A 16,701-nucleotide genomic window follows, 5' to 3' on the forward strand; every position below is an offset into this window, starting at 1 on the left:
CGGTGTGATGGCAATCACGAATCCGCTCGCGAAGTCATTGACATTACGTCGAACGTAATTCAATAATGGTGGACATTACTTCGCGTTCCCCTTCGTCAACCCTGGGAGTTCACACCATGACCAACACCGCGGACCTCGTCGACGACGTGCGGCCGGCGGCGGGCTTTCCCGCCCCTGACGTGCAGCGATTCCTGATGGGCGACTTCTCGTCGTCGCCGCTGGTGCAGCGCGCCCGGGACCTGGTCCCGGTGCTCGAGGAGCGGGCGCGTCACCAGTGGGAGCAGGAGCGAATCCTCGACGAGACCATCGCCGACATGCAGGACGCCGGCTTCTTCCAGATGCTGCAGCCGGCCCGCCACGGGGGATTCGAGACCACCCCGATCGAGTCCTTCGAGGTGACCGCGACACTGGCCGAGGCCGATCCGTCGGTCGGCTGGGTGCTCGGGGTGGTCGGCATCCACGCCTTCCACCTCGCGATGTACGACGACCGCGCCCAGGCGGAGGTCTGGGGCGAGAACACCAAGACCCTGATCAGCTCGCCGTACGCGCCGCGGACCGCACGTCGTGTGTCCGGCGGCTTCCGGCTCTCCGGGCGGTGGTCGTTCTCCAGCGGCAGCGACCACTGTGACTGGACCTTCCTCGGGCCAACATCGAGGGCGAGCCCAATCCCGGGCCGGGACCCGTCGGAACCCATGTATTCCTGCTTCCCCGTGCGGATTACGAGATCGTCCACAACTGGTCGGTGCACGGACTGCGGGCCACCGGCAGCAACGACATCGTCGTCGACGACGTGTTCGTGCCCGAGTACCGGACGCTCATGTGGGCCGACGTCATGGCCGGCACCGCACCCGGACTCGCGGTCAACGACGGTCCGCTGTTCACCCTGCCCTTCTTCCAGATCTTCTCGCGCGCGACGCAGGCGCCCACGGCCCTCGGTGCACTCAAGGGCATGGCCGACGCGCTGGTCGACTTCGCGCGCTCGCGCCGCCGCAACCCGAAGGACCCGGCGCTGACTCTCGCTCTGGCCGAGGCGTATTCGTTCGTCGACGAGGCCAAGGGCCGCCTGTACGCGAACTATGCCGCGCTGATCGCCCAGTCGGAGGGCACGCTGGTGCTCACCGAGGAGGAGCTGGAGAAGTTCCGCTTCCAGTCGGCACACATCCCGGGGCGTGCCGCACGGCTCGCGACCGAGCTCTTCCGGGTCGCCGGCGGCACCGGCATCTATGACAACCTGCCCTTCGGAAGGTATCTCGCCGACATCAACGCCACCCAGACCCACGCGCTGAACAACTACCAGGCGCGCGCCGTCGACTGGATGGGCCGAGTCCTCGACACCACCGACGCCCCGGTCGTGCTCCCGTGGGAGGAGAAGAAGTGAGCGCCCTCCTGCAGCCGGTTCCCGATCGGCCCGACATCGACGAGATGCGTCGCGCCTACGGCAGTTTCCCCTCCGGCGTCACCGCCGTGTGCGGACTGCTCGACGGCCGGCCGTTCGGTATGGCGGCCAGCTCGTTCACCTCGGTGTCGATGGAGCCGCCGCTGGTGTCGGTGTGCATCACCAACGGGTCACGCACCCTGGCCCTGCTGGGCCCCGGCATGCGTGTCGGACTGAGCGTGCTGGCCCACGACCAGGACCGGATCTGCCGCTCGCTGTCGGGGGCCGGTGATCGCTTCGCCGACATCGACTGGACCACCGATCCGTCGGGGTCGGTGTTCGTCGAGAAAGCGACGACATGGCTCGACTGCTCGGTGCACGATCTCGTTCCCGCCGGCGACCACCGCATCGTCCTGTTCCGGGTGCACGGGCATCGTGTGGAGGACGGATCGGAGCCATTGGTTTTCCATCGCAGCCGATTTCGGAGTCTCGTCGCCGGCTGACACGCGTCGTCGGGTGGAGGGGCCGCCCGCACCTCGCACGACACAGCGGACACCGTGGCCTCCGGATCTTCGCGCAGGCGACATGATGGAGCCATGACCGACGATCCGACCCGCGCCTACGCCGATGTCACCGAGGCGATCCTGCCCGCCGATGTCTGGCGCGACGACATCGACGCCAGCTCGATCATCTGGCACATGATCCGCATCGCACATCGTGCCGAGAACGAGATCGAGTTCGAGGTGCACCGCCCGCTCGGCTGGAGCTGGGCCGGATTCCGGGTCATGTACAACACCTTCGTCCACAACACCTGCGAGCCGGCCCAGCTCGCCGACATCCTCGGGGTGTCACGGCCGACCATCACCAGTGTGCTGACCCGTCTGGAGCGGGACGGGTACATCACGCGTACCCCGTCCGACGAGAACCGCCGGCGGGTCGAGGTGCGGCTCACCGAATCCGGTGAGAGTGCCGTCCGGCAGGTGCTCCCACTCCAGGTCGCCGCCGAGTCCCGGCTGCTGTCAGCGCTCGAACCGGACAAGCGCAGGCAACTGCGCACACTGCTCCACGAGCTGTACGTCGCGATGGAACGTGACGGTCACGACTGACCCGCGAGCAGGGCCACGCCATGTCCCGCAGTATCGCCATCCCCGGACTCACCGACGGCGACAATCCGATTCCGGCCGCATCGGTGGTGGGGAACATCCTGATGAGCGGGGCGATCCTCGGAATGCGCCCGGACCGAAGGGCATGGGGCCATGCTCGACGCCACGATGCTGTTGCAGTGTGATCTGGTGGCGGTCCCGACGCCCTGACCGCGGCGTCCGGTCATCTCACCCGGGCAGGGCGCCCGATTCGCTCCAGCGGGTCGACCCCATTGCCTCGGAGATCTTTGCGACACAGCCGAACAGCGGGTTCACGATGGTCGGGCTGCTGATCGCGACCTCGCCGGCGATCCCGGTGAGGACGCCCACCGCCCCGGCGACGCCGTTGGTGTGGTCGAAGACCGGTGCCGCGATCGCGTTGAGATGCATGATGCCCGACGTTCGGGGCACCTGTGCGGTCTCGGCGGTGTCGTAGAACCGGTCGTGGATCGCCTCGAGTCGTGACGCGAGTTCGCGTCGGTCGGTGATCGGATGGTGGCCCGTGTCGGTGAGCGTGCCGGCGTCCAGTACCTGTTTGCGTCGTTCGTCGGACGAGAATGCCAACAGCACACGCCCGGCGGCCGAGGCATGCCAGTCGAAGACCACGCCGAGTGCGAGGTGCAACGAGATCGGCCCACCGGCGTCGAGGGAGATCACCACCGTCGCCCCGCCGCCGCCGGGCACCGCGAGGTACACCGACTCGACGAGCTCGTCGCGGAGTTCACCCAACGGCGCGTGGGCGACCTCGGTGAGTTCGATACCGTCCATCGCGCGTTGCCCGAGACGGGCCAGCCGGCCACCGAGGACGAATCCGCGGTCGGCGCCGCCCTCCACGAATCCGAGGGCTTCCAGACTGTTGAGGTGCCGCCACACCCTGGGCGGTGTCATGCCCAGCTCGCGCGCGATCTCCGCGGCCGAGCGACGCGCACCTGCCGATGCCAGGAAGTCGAGGATCTCACCCGCCACCGCCAGTGCTTGGATCTCGACGGCTGGGGCACCCGCCGCATCGGTTCGTTCCGCCATCGTCGACGCTCCTCCTGCGTGGTGCGGTTGTTACCACAGACCGACGGTGGGCCCGATGGACCTCGTCGCATCCGGACGATGATCATACGGGCCCACCGCGATTGCCGGTCTCACCTCAGGCGGGGTGGCGGACCCGATCGCGCAGCGGAGCCTTGAGGACCTTGCCCGAGGCGTTGCGGGGCAGTACCTCCACGATCAGGACCTCGGAGGGCTTCTTGTAGGACGCCAGATGCTCGGTGCTGAAGGCGATCAGTTCGTCCGGGGTCGGTGCATCGGCCATGTCGTGCGGGACGACGATGGCGATCGGGGTCTCGCCCCACGTGGGATGCGGTGCCCCGACGACGGCAACCTCCCGGACCTTGGGATGGTCGGCGAGCACGGCCTCGACCTCGGCGCAGTAGATGTTCTCGCCGCCGGAGATGATCATGTCCTTGAGTCGGTCGACCACGAAGCAGAAGCCGTCGGCGTCCACGCGGACGAGGTCACCGGAATGGAACCAGCCGCCGCGGAAGGCATCTCGCGTGGCCTCCGGGTTCTCCCAGTAGGCGAGCATGGTGTGCGGTCCGCGGTAGACGATCTCGCCGACCTCGCCCGGCGCGACGTCGTTCATGTCGGTGTCCACCACACGGACGTCGACGAGGGGTACGGGCTTGCCGATCGAGCCGATCTTGTCGATCGCGTCGTCGCCGTCGAGCACGGTGGTGACCGGCGACATCTCGGTCTGGCCGAAGGTGCACACGTTCGCGACCCCGGGGAATGCGGCGCCCATGGCACGTAGGACCGCCGGGGTGGCCGGTGCGGCGCCCCAGGCGATGGTCCGCAGCCGCAGCGCGCGGTTCGGGATGGTGGGGCTCGCGCACACGGCCTGCCACTGGGTCGGGACCAGGAAGGCGTTGGTGACCCCCTCGGCCTCGAGGAGGTCGAGGAAGCCCTCGGGATCGAATGAGCCGGTGGGTACGACGACCGACGGGTAGCCGAGGATCAGATTGGGGACGAGGGCACCGACGGCGGCGATGTGGAACATCGGCGAGGTCACCGCCGACACCTCGTCGTTGCGGACCAACCGGAATGCCCGCACCAGGGTGATGGTCTGCGCGAGCAGGTTCTCGTAGGTCAGCATCGCGCCCTTGGGCCGCCCGGTGGTGCCCGACGTGTACATGATCATCGCGCACGAGTCCAGATCCACCGGGCCGGTGCCCTCGAAGGCGTCGGCCGTGCGCAGGGTGTCCTCGTATCCGGCGGCGTGGGGTGCGACTGCTGCCGGATCGTCGCCGACGACGATGGTGGGCAACGTACTGCCGTCCGGGCTGCGCAGATCGTCGACGAGGGCTCCGAGCGCCTGCTCCACGATCACCGCCGACGCTCCGGAGTTCTGCGCGAGGTAGGCCACCTCGGGTGCTGCGAGACGGAAGTTGACCGGAACGGCGATGGCGCCCAGGAGATTCACCGCCACCAGGGCCTCGACGAACTCGGGCCGATTGGTCAGCACCATCAGCACGCGGTCGCCGTCGGTCACCCCGCGCGAGGCGAGGGCGGTGGCCAGGCGGCGGCTGCGGTCGTCGAACCCGGCCCAGGTGGTGGTGGCCCCCTGGAAGCGCAGTGCCGGCCGATCCGGCTGTGACCGTGCGTGTTTGGCAACCTGCTGCATCCAGGTGAGGTGGGTGGTCGGGCTCGTCGTCACGGAAGTCGCCTTTCGGTGCGATGAGATCCGCGGCAACGTGCCGAGCGGTTCGGCATGCCACGACGCCGTGGCGGATCACATTGAACGTAACTCAATCACGTCCAATGTAACTAGTCGACGGCGCTCGGGACAAGGGTGTGTACCTCCCCGGGTCGCGTGCACGAGGAGGGGCGATCCCGGACGGTCAGGTCGCCAGTCGATCCCCGAGCCACGTGTCGACGTCGTCGAGGGCGGCTCGTCCCATGGGTGTCGGGTGTGCGGTGAAGCCGTGCGGCGCCCCCGGGTAGACGCGCAGGTCGACCTCGACCCCGGCCGCGGAGAGGTGGGCGGCCATGACGATGTTGTCGCGCATCAGGGTGTCGTCCTGTCCCACGACGACGAGTACCGGTGGCAGCCCGGTCAGGTCGGCGTAGACCGGTGAGATGTCGGGGTGGGTGCGGTCGGTTGTCGATCCGGCGTAGGCCTCGATGAAGTACTCGTCGGCGATCGCCCGTCCGCTCGGCGTCTGCCCGCTCAGGTCATAGGTCCCGAATTGCAGTGCTGCCGCACGGAACCGGCCGACACCGCGATCACGAAGGCGGACCAGTGTGGTCATCGCGAGGGTTGCGCCCGCGGAGAACCCACCGATGGCCAGGCGGTCGGTGCCGAAGCGCTCGGCGGCATTCTCGATGAGCCAGAGCGCCACGGTCTCACAGTCGTCCGGCGCGGCGGGCCACGGGTTCTCCGGTGCGAGGCGGTAGTCGACGCCGACCACCGCGATGCCGAGCCGATCCGCGATCGCGCGGTCGGCCACGTCACGCCGCGCCGCCGACCCCATGACGAACCCGCCGCCGTGGATGTCCAGGAGCACGCCGGCCGGATCGCCGGAGGTGGGGCGGTGAATCCGCACGGGGACGCTGCGGCCGCCGTGCTCGACGACGTCGGCCTCGGCCGGTGGATCGGCCCGATCCGGCGGGGGCTCCGTCGCCCGGAACGACAGGAGCTCGGCCTGATCGCCGGGGCCTCGCCCGAAGCCGCGCTGCAGGTAGAACTCGCGAGTCGGGTAGACCAGTGAATACAGGCGCGGGTCGATCGTCCGGGTCAGTCCGAGCTTCATCCGGTCAGGGTACGTCGGCGGCGCGAGTGGTCCGATCCGGCGACAAGTGCGGCTTTGCCCGTGTGGTCCCCACGGGCGGGCCAGGGTCGCTCGCCGAGGGTGCACCGCTCGGCGTCGCCCGGGACAGAGGGACGCGCATGGGAACCGGAATCGACGACGCGAAGCCGGCACGCAAGAGTGTCGTGAAGCCCGGCCGGCACGTGGAGCTGACCGCCCACTTCGATCCGGGGCGAAAGCCGAGCGCGATGACGAAGGCGCAGGGGGCGAAGGCGCTCGGGGAGGCCGAGACGCGCCTCGTCGAGCTCCAGGAGAAGCTGTATGCGCAGTCGGGTCGCGCCGTCCTGGTCGTGCTGCAGGCGATGGATGCCGCGGGCAAGGACTCCACCATCAAACACGTCATGGCCGGACTCGATCCGGTCGGCGTCGACGTGTACTCGTTCAAGGCGCCGTCGGCGACCGAACGCGAGCACGACTTCATGTGGCGCCACCAGCTCGTGGTGCCCGCGCTGGGCCGCATCGCCATGTTCAACCGCTCCCACCACGAGAACGTGATCGTCACACGCGTGCACCCCGAGATGCTCTGGCCGAGGACGTCGGTGGTCCGGCACGGACACGACCCCGACGCGATGTGGGACGAGCGCTACCGCGAGATCAACGACTGGGAACGGCGCCTCACCGTCCATCGTCAAACTCTTCCTGCACCTGTCCAAGGAAGAACAGCGCAAGCGTTTCCTGGCCCGGATCGACACCCCGTCGAAGAACTGGAAGGTCTCGCCGTCGGACATGGCCGAGCGCGCCTATTGGGACGGCTACCAGGACGCCTTCTCGCAGATGCTCAGCCACACCAGCACCGAGTGGGCGCCGTGGCACGTGATCCCCGCCGATCACAAGTGGTTCTCGCGCCTGACCGTGCTGTCGGTGCTGCTGACCACCCTTGAAGGCCTCGGCCTGGAGTACCCGGAGCTCGACGACGCCACGCGCTCCCACCTCGGTGACATCCGCAACCAACTCGTCGCGGAGAAGGGATGACCGACGGTCAGGTGCGGCTCCGGCCTGTTCACCCCTGGCGAAATATCCCCGGGAACAAACATCCTGCCACCTGAGTTGAGTCGGTCAGACTGAACTTTGGAGGTTTGTATGTCTCAGACATATTCAGTGCCCGTCCTGTTCGTTCCCGACCTGGTCGTCCTGCCCGGCATGGTGGTGCCGGTTCCCCTCGACGATGCGGCGCAGGCGACGGTCGACGCGGCCCGGGCCAGTGAGTCCGGAAAACTGCTGGTCGCCCCCCGGCTGGACGACCGCTACCCGACGCATGGCGTGATCGCCTCGATCGTCCAGGTCGGGCGGATGCCCGGCGGTCAGCAGGCCGCCGTCGTCAAGGGTGAGAAGCGTGCCCAGATCGGCACCGGTGCGCCCGGCCACGGCACTGCGCTGTGGGTGGAGATCACCGAGGTCGACGACGCGCCGATCACCGACGAGACCACGGCGCTCGCGGCCGAGTACAAGCAGCTCGTGCTCGCGATGCTGCAACGCCGCGAGGCCTGGCAGATCATCGACGCGGTCAACAAGATGACCGACCCGTCGGCGCTCGCCGACACCTCCGGGTACACCGCGTGGCTCACCGATGTCCAGAAGCGTGAACTGCTCGAGACCGCCGACGTCACCGCACGGTTGCGTCTGCTGATCGACTGGACCGGTGAGCATCTCACCGAGACCGAGGTCAACGACAAGATCGCCGACGACGTCCGCAACGGAATGGAGAAGCAGCAGAAGGAATTCCTGCTGCGCCAGCAACTCGCCGCCATCCGCAAGGAACTCGGCGAGGACGAGCCGGACGGCGCCGACGACTACCGCGGCCGCGTCGAGTCCGCCGACCTGCCCGACAACGTCCGTGAGGCGGCGATGCGGGAGGTCGGAAAGCTCGAACGTGCCAGCGATCAGTCCCCGGAGACCGGCTGGATTCGCACGTGGCTCGACACGGTGCTCGACCTGCCCTGGCAGGTCACCACCACCGATTCCACCGACATCGCCGGTGCCCGTGAGATTCTCGACGCCGATCACCATGGCCTCGACGACGTGAAGGACCGCATCGTCGAATACCTCGCGGTGCGTGCGCGTCGCGCCGACCGTGGGCTGCAGGTCGTGGGCGGTCGTGGCTCGGGTGCCGTGATGGTGCTCGCCGGTCCGCCCGGCGTCGGCAAGACTTCGCTGGGCGAGTCCGTCGCCCGGGCCCTCGGCCGCAAGTTCGTGCGTGTCGCTCTCGGCGGTGTGCGCGACGAGGCCGAGATCCGCGGTCACCGCCGTACCTACGTCGGTGCCCTGCCCGGCCGGATCGTCCGTGCCATCGGCGAGGCGGGGTCGATGAATCCCGTTGTGTTGCTGGACGAGATAGACAAGGTCGGCTCGGACTACCGGGGTGACCCAGCGGCCGCGCTGCTCGAGGTGCTCGACCCGGCGCAGAACCACACCTTCCGTGACCACTACCTCGACCTGGATCTGGACCTCTCCGATGTCCTGTTCCTCGCGACCGCCAACGTCGTCGAGAACATCCCGTCGGCGTTGCTGGACCGGATGGAGCTGGTGACCATCGACGGCTACACCGAGGACGACAAGGTGGCCATCGCCCGCGACCACCTGCTGCCGCGGCAGCGGGAACGGGCGGCGCTCACCGACGCCGAGGTCGCCGTCACCGATGCCGCGCTACGTGAGGTTGCCGCGAACTACACTCGCGAACCCGGTGTGCGACAGTTCGAACGGCTGCTAGCGAAGGCAATGCGCAAGGCCGCCACAAACATCGAGAGCGGTAAGACACAGACGCCGGTCACCATCGACGAGCCCGATCTCAAGGACTACCTCGGGCGTCCCCGGTTCACCCCCGAATCCGAGGAGCGCACCGCGGTTCCGGGTGTCGCGACGGGTCTGGCCGTGACCGGGATGGGTGGCGACGTGCTGTTCATCGAGGTCAGTCGGGTCGGTGGTACCGGCGCCGACGGCGAATCGGCCGGCGGCACCAGGCTGCAGCTGACCGGTCAGCTCGGTGATGTGATGAAGGAGTCCGCACAGATCGCACTCTCGTATGTGCGATCGCACGCAAGCGAACTCGGCATCGACCCGCATGCGCTCGAGGGCACCGTGCACGTGCATGTGCCCGCCGGCGCGGTTCCCAAGGACGGCCCGAGTGCCGGCGTCACCATGGTCACCGCCCTGGTGTCGATGGCGACCGGCCGCAAGGTCCGCGCCGATGTCGGCATGACCGGTGAGGTCACACTCAACGGTCGCGTGCTGCCGATCGGTGGGGTCAAGCAGAAACTGCTTGCCGCACAACGCAACGGGTTGAAGACGGTCTTCATCCCGCAGCGCAACGAGCCCGACCTCGACGACGTCCCGGCCGAGGTTCTCGATGCGCTCGAGGTCACGCCGATGGTCGACGTCGCCGAGATCGTCGCCCGGGCACTCGAACCCGTCCAGAACGGGGCGAGCGCCGCGGCCTGACGGCCGCACAGTGGCCGGTCACCTGCACAGGGGTGCGCGGGTGGCCGGCCACTCTGCGGTGTCCACACCGTTACCACGTCACGCCGGTTGTACGCGGACTCGTCGTGAATCCGAAGCAGATTCACAGGCCGGGTCCGTAGTGTTCGGTTCCATGACAGCCCAGCACGACGATGTGACCGCGAACCCCGACAGTCCCCGCTCCACGAGACGATTCCCCAGCCGACGTTCCGTGCTGGCCGGCACCGGATCGCTGAGTATCGCCGGGTTGCTCGCCGCGTGCGGCGTCGGGTCGTCCGACGGCGACTCCGCATCGAGTGCGTCGTCGTCGGCGTCGAGTGGGTCGGCCGCGGCGTCGGCCACGGTGACCGCCGCCGACCGCGAGATCCTCGCGGGGCTGCTCGCCGAGTCGCCGGCGTGCCCGCTCTCCAAGGACGTCACCGAGGGCCCCTACTGGTTCGACGTCGACCGCATCCGATCCGACATCCGTGAGGATCGCGAGGGTGTTCCGCTCGAACTGGCCCTGCGCGTGGTGGATCTGGAGAACTGCACCGCCGACGGTGCGGGGACCCCGATCCGCGACGCCGTCGTCGAGATCTGGCACTGCGATGCCCTCGGCATCTACTCCGGCTTCGAGGCGACCTCGAGTCAGCCGAACGGTGGGCTCGGTACCCCGGGTGGCGCCGGTGCCCCGCCCGCTCCGCCGAACGGGACCCCGGGCGGGTCACAACCGGGCGGGGGTGACGCCCCGCAGATGCCCGATTCCGGTGTCGCCGACTCCGACGGCTCCTACAGCGAGGGCGAACGGCAGAGCAAGACAACCGATTCCGAGAAGTACCTGCGTGGTGCGCAGCCGACGGATCAGAACGGGGCGGTGTACTTCACGTCGATCTTCCCCGGCTGGTACTTCAGCCGGACGGTCCACATCCATGTGCGGGTGCACATCAACCGCAAGGAGGTGCTCACCACGCAGCTCTACTTCGATGACGAGCTGAGCAACAAGATCTTCAGTACCACAGCGCCGTACAGCACCCACACCAATCGCGACACCACCAATGCCACTGACCACATCTTCGATGCGACCGGCCTGCTGCAGGCATCGCAGACCGACGGAAAGGTCTATGCGGCAATCAACCTGGGCGTGGATACGTAGGCTCGGGTGGGGGCGGTTGCGCCTCTTCGTACCCAGGCCTCTCCGGCTGTGCTCCCCGCCGCGCTCGGCCTCGCCTGCTGTGCTCCCGAAACTAGGGGAAGGTCGCCTTCCCCTACTTTCGCTGCCTTCCCCGTGTTGCAACCCGGGGAAGGAGGCGAAACCAGGGGAAGGCGCGCTTTCCCCTACTTTCGGGTAACAACAGTTGGGCTGGGCTCCGAATCAGAATGGTGCCCGCTTCGTCGAAGGCTTGTCCCGCTGTGTGGAACCGCTGCTCGCCAGGTTTCCTGCCCCGGGCACATACCCCGCCCACCGAAACCAGGGGATGCTCGTCTTCCCTTGGTTATCCACTGTTCCCCTAACTGCAACACGGGGAAGGTGGCGAAAGTGGGGGAGCGTCACTTTCCCCCACTTTCGGGCGGGTGGGTGACGTAGCGGAGGTAGCCGGACCGACGACGCGCTATCCACAGTCTGTGATATCCCCAGGTTTGTCCACAACCTGTGAATTGTTCTCCGAATCGGGTCCATTCGGCTGCGAGCATCGGCTGATGACCGACATCGACGGCTTCGACTTTCGCACTCGAGAGAGCTCTGACGACCGGCTGATCCTTCGCCGGAAAGTGATCCGGACCGGTGCGACCGATCAAGATCTCCGACGTGCCGTGAACGACAACGAGATCGACCGGATTCGCTGGGGAGCGTATCTGCCGGTCGAGACGCGAACCGGTGTCGACTCCCACGAGATCCAGATGTATCGATACCGCGAGATGATCCGGGCTGCTGTCCAGACCGGAACGGACCGAAGGTTTCTCAGCCATCAGTCCGCGGCGGTCGTGCACGGCCTGCCGATGCTGAACCCCGACCTGACGACGGTGAACTTCACCGCGGTGAAGTCCGGTCGGACATCGCCCGGTCTGATCGTTCACCAAGCACGGATCACCGAATCCGATCTCATCACCATTACGGGCACAACGCTGACATCGCTCGGTCGTACCGTGTGCGACGTCGCACGTTCTGGCACACTGCGCCAGGCGATCTGCGTCGTCGATGCCGGCCGGTGGATGGCTGCGCAACAGGAGGAAGACCTCGATCTCGACGGTGTTGTCAGCCGTATGTCCGGCCTGCACGGGATGGCCACCGTACGTTTGGCGATCGAGCACTCGGTGGAGGTATCGGAGAGTGTCGGCGAATCACTGAGCCGAGCCGTCATGCTCGAGGAGGATGTTCCGGTGCCCGAATTACAAGTTTTGGTGGAGCTTGCGGACGGCAGTACCAAATTCGGTGACTTCGGCTGGCGTGACGCCGAGGGCCGGCTGTGCGTCGTCGGCGAGTTCGACGGCCGATTCAAATACCACCGAGAATCCGCGGCGAGTGGTGGGCGTCTGGCCGAGGACGTCATCTACGACGAGAAGCTGCGCGAAGACGCCATTCGCGACTGCGGGATCATCGTCGTCCGATGGACGTGGGACGACTTACGCAATCCGCGGCGGTTCCGGGAGAAGATCCTGACCGCGCTTCGTCGTGCCGGGCTGCTCACCGAGCCCGACTGAAAGTAGGGGAAGGAGATCCTTCCCCTACTTTCGTAACCTTCCCCGTGTTGCAACCAGGGGAAGACGGAGAAACCAGGGGAAGGCGACCTTCCCCGGGTTTCGGCACCTTCCCCGGGTTTCGGCACCTTCCCCGGGTTTCGGCACCTTCCCCGGGTTTCGGCACCTTCCCCTGGTTTCGGGCCTTTCGCGGGTTTCGGGCCTTCAACCGGGTGAAGATCCGAAAACCGCAGTAGCTCAACCGATATGCATCGGCATGGTGGGTGGGCCGTCGGGGGCGAGGCGGTCGGTGTCGTCGGAACGGCCGGTCAGTGACTGTGCGTAGGCCACACCGAGAGAGAGCAGCAGCAGTCCGACGACGATGAAGGCGATGGCCCGGAACAGGCCGTCCAGCGCGGTCAGATCGAACAGGAACAGCTTGGCCACCGCTGCGGTGATGACGCCCATACCTCCCGACATCGCCAGTGCCCGCGTGGTTCCGTGCAGACGGCGGGCCCACAGCAGGGCCACGACCGCGGTGATGGCCCAGACGATGGTGGCGGCCATGTGCCCGGCGCGGAAGCCGCCGTCGGTGCCACCGCTGATCCACGCGCCCGAGGACACGCAGACGACGGTGAGCAGGCCCAGGCTGATCAGGCCGGCGAGGACGACGATCGAACCCTGGGTCGCCTTGTCCGCCACACGCATCCAGCAGTACGCGAGCACGACGACGGCGGCCACGGCGAGCGCGGAACCGGCGGTGAGGGTGATGCGCCACGGTGTGTCGACCGCGTCGGCGATCAGTAGCTGGGCCAGTGCGCCGTTCTCGAGCAGTGCGAGCAAGCCGAAACTGCCGATGACGGTGGCGATCACGCGGAGGGGGGTGGCGAGGTCGCCGGCGTACCGGACGCTGAGGCCCAGTGCGAGCGCGGCGCCGAACAGACCGAGGGTGCCGCCCTGTGCACCGGCTCCGAGGCCGATTGCGATGGCACCGGACGCCGCACCCGCCGACAGCCATACGGTGCGGACCTGGAGCGGGGCACTGGTGATCAGGTGGGCGGTGAAGGCGAGGGCGACGAGCAGCGTACCGGCGGCGGCAAGCATGATCGCGGCGATCGGGTGGCCGAGCAGATCCGTGGTCCCGATGATCGGTAGTACGCCGACCGGGGCGAGCAGGGCGAGCAGCATCGGGTGAGAGCTGCTGCGCAACAGGCAGACCGCCGAACCGAGGGTCAGCAGGAAGGCGGCAGCGGCGACCAGGACGAACTGGACGACGGTGGTGTCACCGGGGGCGACGAGGAGCAGCGTCGGTGGGATCACCGCGGCGACCGCGTTGAGTACGTACATCGCGGTCCAGTCGCGGCCGAGCTGCACCCCCAGTGACGCGGTGGCGTAGACCAGGAGGAAGACGACGAGTGTCAGGTCCACGCCGCCGGTGAGGAACGGCGCCAGGATCAACAGTGCCACGGCGAGTGTCACACCGAGCGGCTGCGAATCCCACCAGCGCGCGACGCCGAGTCCGGCGGCGGCGATCGCCCCGGCCGTGATCAGGCCGGTGGTACCCGGAATCCAGTGATACAGCGAGGTGGCGGCGAGGACGGTGAACCAGGCTGTCGCGGTGCCGGTGGCCACCAGACCGAGTGCCCCGGTGCGCTTTTCGGCTGTACGACCGATGGCGATGCCGGCCCCGAACAGGACCGCGGCGAGGACGGCACCGCCGGCGACCCGCAGTTCCGGTCGTAGCCACCCGGCCTGGGCGGCGGCCACCAGCAACAGGATCACGCCGATCAGGGTGATCGCGACACCGACGAAGGCCAGGATCTTGCCGAGGGTGCCGCGTTCGGCGGCGGCGGCGATGCGATCCCGGAGCGGGATCGAGGGTTGCTGCGGCGGTAGTGGGACGCCGAGATTGTGGCCACGGCCGGGATACGGTGCGACCGGCGGGATGTAGGTGATCGGGGGGACCGGCGGGCGAAGACCGGGAGGCGGGTAGGGCGTCGGGGCCCAGACGTGCGGCGGGACGAGCGGGCGAGACCCGGCGGTGTGCGGCGCGGCCGGGTCGGGAACCGGGGAAGGAGTGGTCATGTGTTCCAGCGTCGCGGGCGCGGGCGCCGGGCGGATGCGTGAAACCACTCAGATCGCGTGAGTACTCCACCGTCCGGGGTGAGGCGACCTGGGGACACCCGGTCAGGACAGGCCGTTCTCCATGGCGTAGCGGGCCAGTTCGACGCGGTTGCCCAACTGCAGTTTCCGCAGGGTGGCGCCGATGTGGTTCTCCACGGTCCGTGGGCTGATCGACAACCGCTCGGCCACCTGCCGCGACGAGAGCCCCTTGGCCACGTGCCGGAGCACCTCGGTCTCGCGTACGGTCAGGGCCGGGGTGTCGGGCTCGGGGGAGCGTGCGATCCGACGGTACTCACCGAGCACCAGTCCGGCCAGTCCCGGGGTGAACACCGGCTGCCCGTCGGCGGTGGCCCGCACCGCCGCGATCAGCTCCGATTTCTGGGCACTCTTGACCAGATAGCCGGTCGCTCCCGCCTTGATCGCCTCGAGGACGTCGTCCCGCTCGTCCGACGCCGACAGGATCAGCACCCGGGTTCCGGGGCTGCCCGCGATCACCGCACGGGTGGCCGCCGCCCCGGTGCCGTCGGGCAGGTGCATGTCCATCAGCAGCACATCCGGCCGGCAGGCCGGGGCCAGTCGGGTCGCACGATCGACGCTGTCGGCCGTGGCGACCACCTCGAAGCCCTCGTCGGCGAGGTCTCGCGCGACGCCGTCGCGCCACATCGGGTGGTCGTCGACCACCATCACCCGGATCGGCGACGGCGGTGTGGTCTCCGGTTCGGTCACGGTGCACCGTCCTTTGCGGTTCGAGTGCTGTTCGTCCGGGTGGTGTTCGCAGGCGACGCCACCGGGATGGTCAGCTCCCATTCTGTGCCCGCGTCGGGTGCCGTTTCCAGATGTGCGGTACCGCCGAGGTGTTCGATCCGCCCGACGATCGAGCGGGCGATCCCCATCCTCCCCTCGGCGGCCGCGGCGTCCAGCCGGCCGTCGGGGATGCCGACGCCGTCGTCGCGCACCGACAGCACGATCTCGTCGTCGAGGTCCTCGAGCAGCATGAACACCCTGGTACCGGGGCCGGCGTGCCGGTCGACGTTGTCGAGGATGTTGCGGACCGCGGCGAGGATCTGGGTGACCGTCGACGCCGCGAGCGTCACCGGTTCGGGTGGTGCGCTCACCGACACCGACTCGCCGGCGAGGCCACGGAGTGCAGCCGAGAGGTCGGCATCGCGCACCGTGGCGGGCGGGCCCGCGTCGGTCGGCGGGATGACCGGGCCGTCGGCGATCAGCCGGCGGAGTCGTCGTTCCTGCTCGGCGGCGAGGTCGGCGAGGTCGGCACTCGGTCCGCCGATCTCCCGTCCGCGGCGCGTGATCAGTGCGAGTACCTGCAGCACCCCGTCGTGCACCTCGCGCGCGAGCCGTTCACGCTCGGCGGCCGCGGCGGCCGCACGCACCGCGGCGGTGAGCTTCTCCGCCGACACCCGAGCGCGGGTGGCGGCCATCCCGACGGCGAGTCCGGCGGCGACGATCAGCAGGATGGTGGCGTTGCGGCCGAAGTTCAGCATCAGCTCACCCTTGACGTAGAAGTTGGTGAGCCCGATGACCAGGCCGCCGGCCACACCCCACCACGGGCCGCCGAGCAGTGCCGCCGACAGCATGCCGTTGGCGCAGTACAAGGTGGTGGGCCAGGTCTGGTTGCCGGTGACCCAGGTGTCGTCGGCGACGTACGACGTCGACAGCATCATCACCACGAACACCGACAGCTCGATCGCGACGAACCACCAACGCCGTCCGAAACCGATCAGATAGCCCGTCGCCCACCACACGTTGGCGGCGGTGAGCAGACCGAACAGCACCCAGGTCAGGCCCGGGCGGGTCAGATCGGCGTCGATCGCGATCAGGAACCCCAGGGCGTAGATGAACGACACCAGCCGGAAGATCTGCGCGGCCCGCCACAGTGGGGCGACCGGATCACGATCGTCGTTCACGTTCCCATCCTCTCTCATCCGGGCTCCTGACCGGCATTTTCGGATATGAGTGAACATCGCTCAACTTTTTTCCGGAATCGGGAATGATCCCCCCAGGGGGCCTGTTGAACCCTTCGAGAAACCTGAGTCACAAAGACTCAACTTGAGTTGACCGGACCGACTCGACCCGG

General features: G+C 68.0%; 13 protein-coding genes and 3 pseudogenes. 10 read left to right on the plus strand and 6 right to left on the minus strand.

Going from position 1 to position 16,701, the window contains the following annotated elements; translation table 11 throughout:
• Positions 1-314 precede the first annotated feature (314 nt).
• From ACWDUA_RS08855 to ACWDUA_RS08875, 5 genes and pseudogenes are all read left to right on the plus strand, one after another.
• Positions 315-440: pseudogene (locus ACWDUA_RS08855) on the plus strand (3-hydroxy-9,10-secoandrosta-1,3,5(10)-triene-9,17-dione monooxygenase oxygenase subunit); the annotation flags it as partial.
• Positions 441-742: 302 nt separating this feature from the next.
• Positions 743-1,378: a hypothetical protein gene (locus ACWDUA_RS08860; protein WP_449750636.1), complete on the plus strand. Its 636-nt coding sequence runs from the start codon at positions 743-745 to the stop codon at positions 1,376-1,378.
• Positions 1,375-1,878 carry a flavin reductase family protein gene (locus ACWDUA_RS08865; RefSeq protein WP_449750637.1) on the plus strand — a complete coding sequence of 168 codons (504 nt, stop codon included), beginning with the start codon at positions 1,375-1,377 and terminating at the stop codon, positions 1,876-1,878. The genes ACWDUA_RS08860 and ACWDUA_RS08865 overlap by 4 nt, the downstream gene beginning before the upstream one ends.
• Positions 1,879-1,971: 93 nt before the next feature.
• Complete coding sequence (locus ACWDUA_RS08870) at positions 1,972-2,481, plus strand: MarR family winged helix-turn-helix transcriptional regulator (RefSeq protein WP_449750638.1); 510 nt, start codon at positions 1,972-1,974, stop codon at positions 2,479-2,481.
• A 20-nt stretch (positions 2,482-2,501) separates the two neighbouring features.
• On the plus strand, positions 2,502-2,663 hold the full coding sequence (locus tag ACWDUA_RS08875) for a hypothetical protein (protein ID WP_449750639.1): 162 nt from the start codon (positions 2,502-2,504) through the stop codon (positions 2,661-2,663).
• A 43-nt stretch (positions 2,664-2,706) separates the two neighbouring features.
• On the opposite strand, the gene ACWDUA_RS08880 is transcribed toward ACWDUA_RS08875, so the two are convergent.
• From ACWDUA_RS08880 to ACWDUA_RS08890, 3 genes are all read right to left on the minus strand, one after another.
• Positions 2,707-3,540: an IclR family transcriptional regulator gene (locus ACWDUA_RS08880; RefSeq protein ID WP_449750640.1), complete on the minus strand. Its 834-nt coding sequence runs from the start codon at positions 3,538-3,540 to the stop codon at positions 2,707-2,709.
• Between the two features lie 115 nt (positions 3,541-3,655).
• A complete protein-coding gene (locus ACWDUA_RS08885; protein WP_449750641.1) occupies positions 3,656-5,221 on the minus strand; it encodes a long-chain-fatty-acid--CoA ligase in 1,566 nt (521 codons plus the stop codon).
• 184 nt (positions 5,222-5,405) lie between these two features.
• Complete coding sequence (locus ACWDUA_RS08890) at positions 5,406-6,317, minus strand: alpha/beta hydrolase (protein WP_449750642.1); 912 nt, start codon at positions 6,315-6,317, stop codon at positions 5,406-5,408.
• 245 nt (positions 6,318-6,562) lie between these two features.
• Between ACWDUA_RS08890 and ACWDUA_RS08895 the strand changes: the two are divergent.
• The 5 genes and pseudogenes from ACWDUA_RS08895 to ACWDUA_RS08915 form a co-directional block, all read left to right on the plus strand.
• Positions 6,563-6,934, plus strand: a pseudogene (locus ACWDUA_RS08895) (polyphosphate kinase 2 family protein); the annotation flags it as partial.
• Positions 6,935-7,049: 115 nt separating this feature from the next.
• Positions 7,050-7,196 (plus strand): annotated as a pseudogene (locus ACWDUA_RS08900) (polyphosphate kinase 2 family protein); the annotation flags it as partial.
• A 258-nt stretch (positions 7,197-7,454) separates the two neighbouring features.
• On the plus strand, positions 7,455-9,809 hold the full coding sequence (gene lon, locus ACWDUA_RS08905) for an endopeptidase La (protein ID WP_449750643.1): 2,355 nt from the start codon (positions 7,455-7,457) through the stop codon (positions 9,807-9,809).
• Between the two features lie 151 nt (positions 9,810-9,960).
• The gene (locus ACWDUA_RS08910) at positions 9,961-10,959 is read left to right on the plus strand and encodes an intradiol ring-cleavage dioxygenase (protein WP_449750644.1); all 999 of its coding nucleotides are present in this window, start codon (positions 9,961-9,963) and stop codon (positions 10,957-10,959) included.
• 545 nt (positions 10,960-11,504) lie between these two features.
• Complete coding sequence (locus tag ACWDUA_RS08915) at positions 11,505-12,506, plus strand: hypothetical protein (RefSeq protein ID WP_449750645.1); 1,002 nt, start codon at positions 11,505-11,507, stop codon at positions 12,504-12,506.
• A 234-nt stretch (positions 12,507-12,740) separates the two neighbouring features.
• Here the strand turns inward: ACWDUA_RS08915 and ACWDUA_RS08920 are convergent, their stop codons facing one another.
• The 3 genes from ACWDUA_RS08920 to macS all read right to left on the minus strand — a co-directional run bounded on the left by ACWDUA_RS08920 (position 12,741) and on the right by macS (position 16,531).
• Positions 12,741-14,567, minus strand: a complete 1,827-nt coding sequence (locus ACWDUA_RS08920; protein WP_449750646.1) for a DUF2339 domain-containing protein — start codon at positions 14,565-14,567, stop codon at positions 12,741-12,743.
• A gap of 102 nt (positions 14,568-14,669) precedes the next feature.
• Positions 14,670-15,290 (minus strand): response regulator, encoded by a 621-nt coding sequence (locus ACWDUA_RS08925; RefSeq protein WP_449750733.1) that lies wholly within the window; start codon positions 15,288-15,290, stop codon positions 14,670-14,672.
• Positions 15,291-15,328: 38 nt separating this feature from the next.
• Positions 15,329-16,531 carry a MacS family sensor histidine kinase gene (macS, locus tag ACWDUA_RS08930; protein WP_449750647.1) on the minus strand — a complete coding sequence of 401 codons (1,203 nt, stop codon included), beginning with the start codon at positions 16,529-16,531 and terminating at the stop codon, positions 15,329-15,331.
• Positions 16,532-16,701: the final 170 nt, after the last annotated feature.

The organism is Gordonia sp. NPDC003376, from assembly GCF_053589235.1.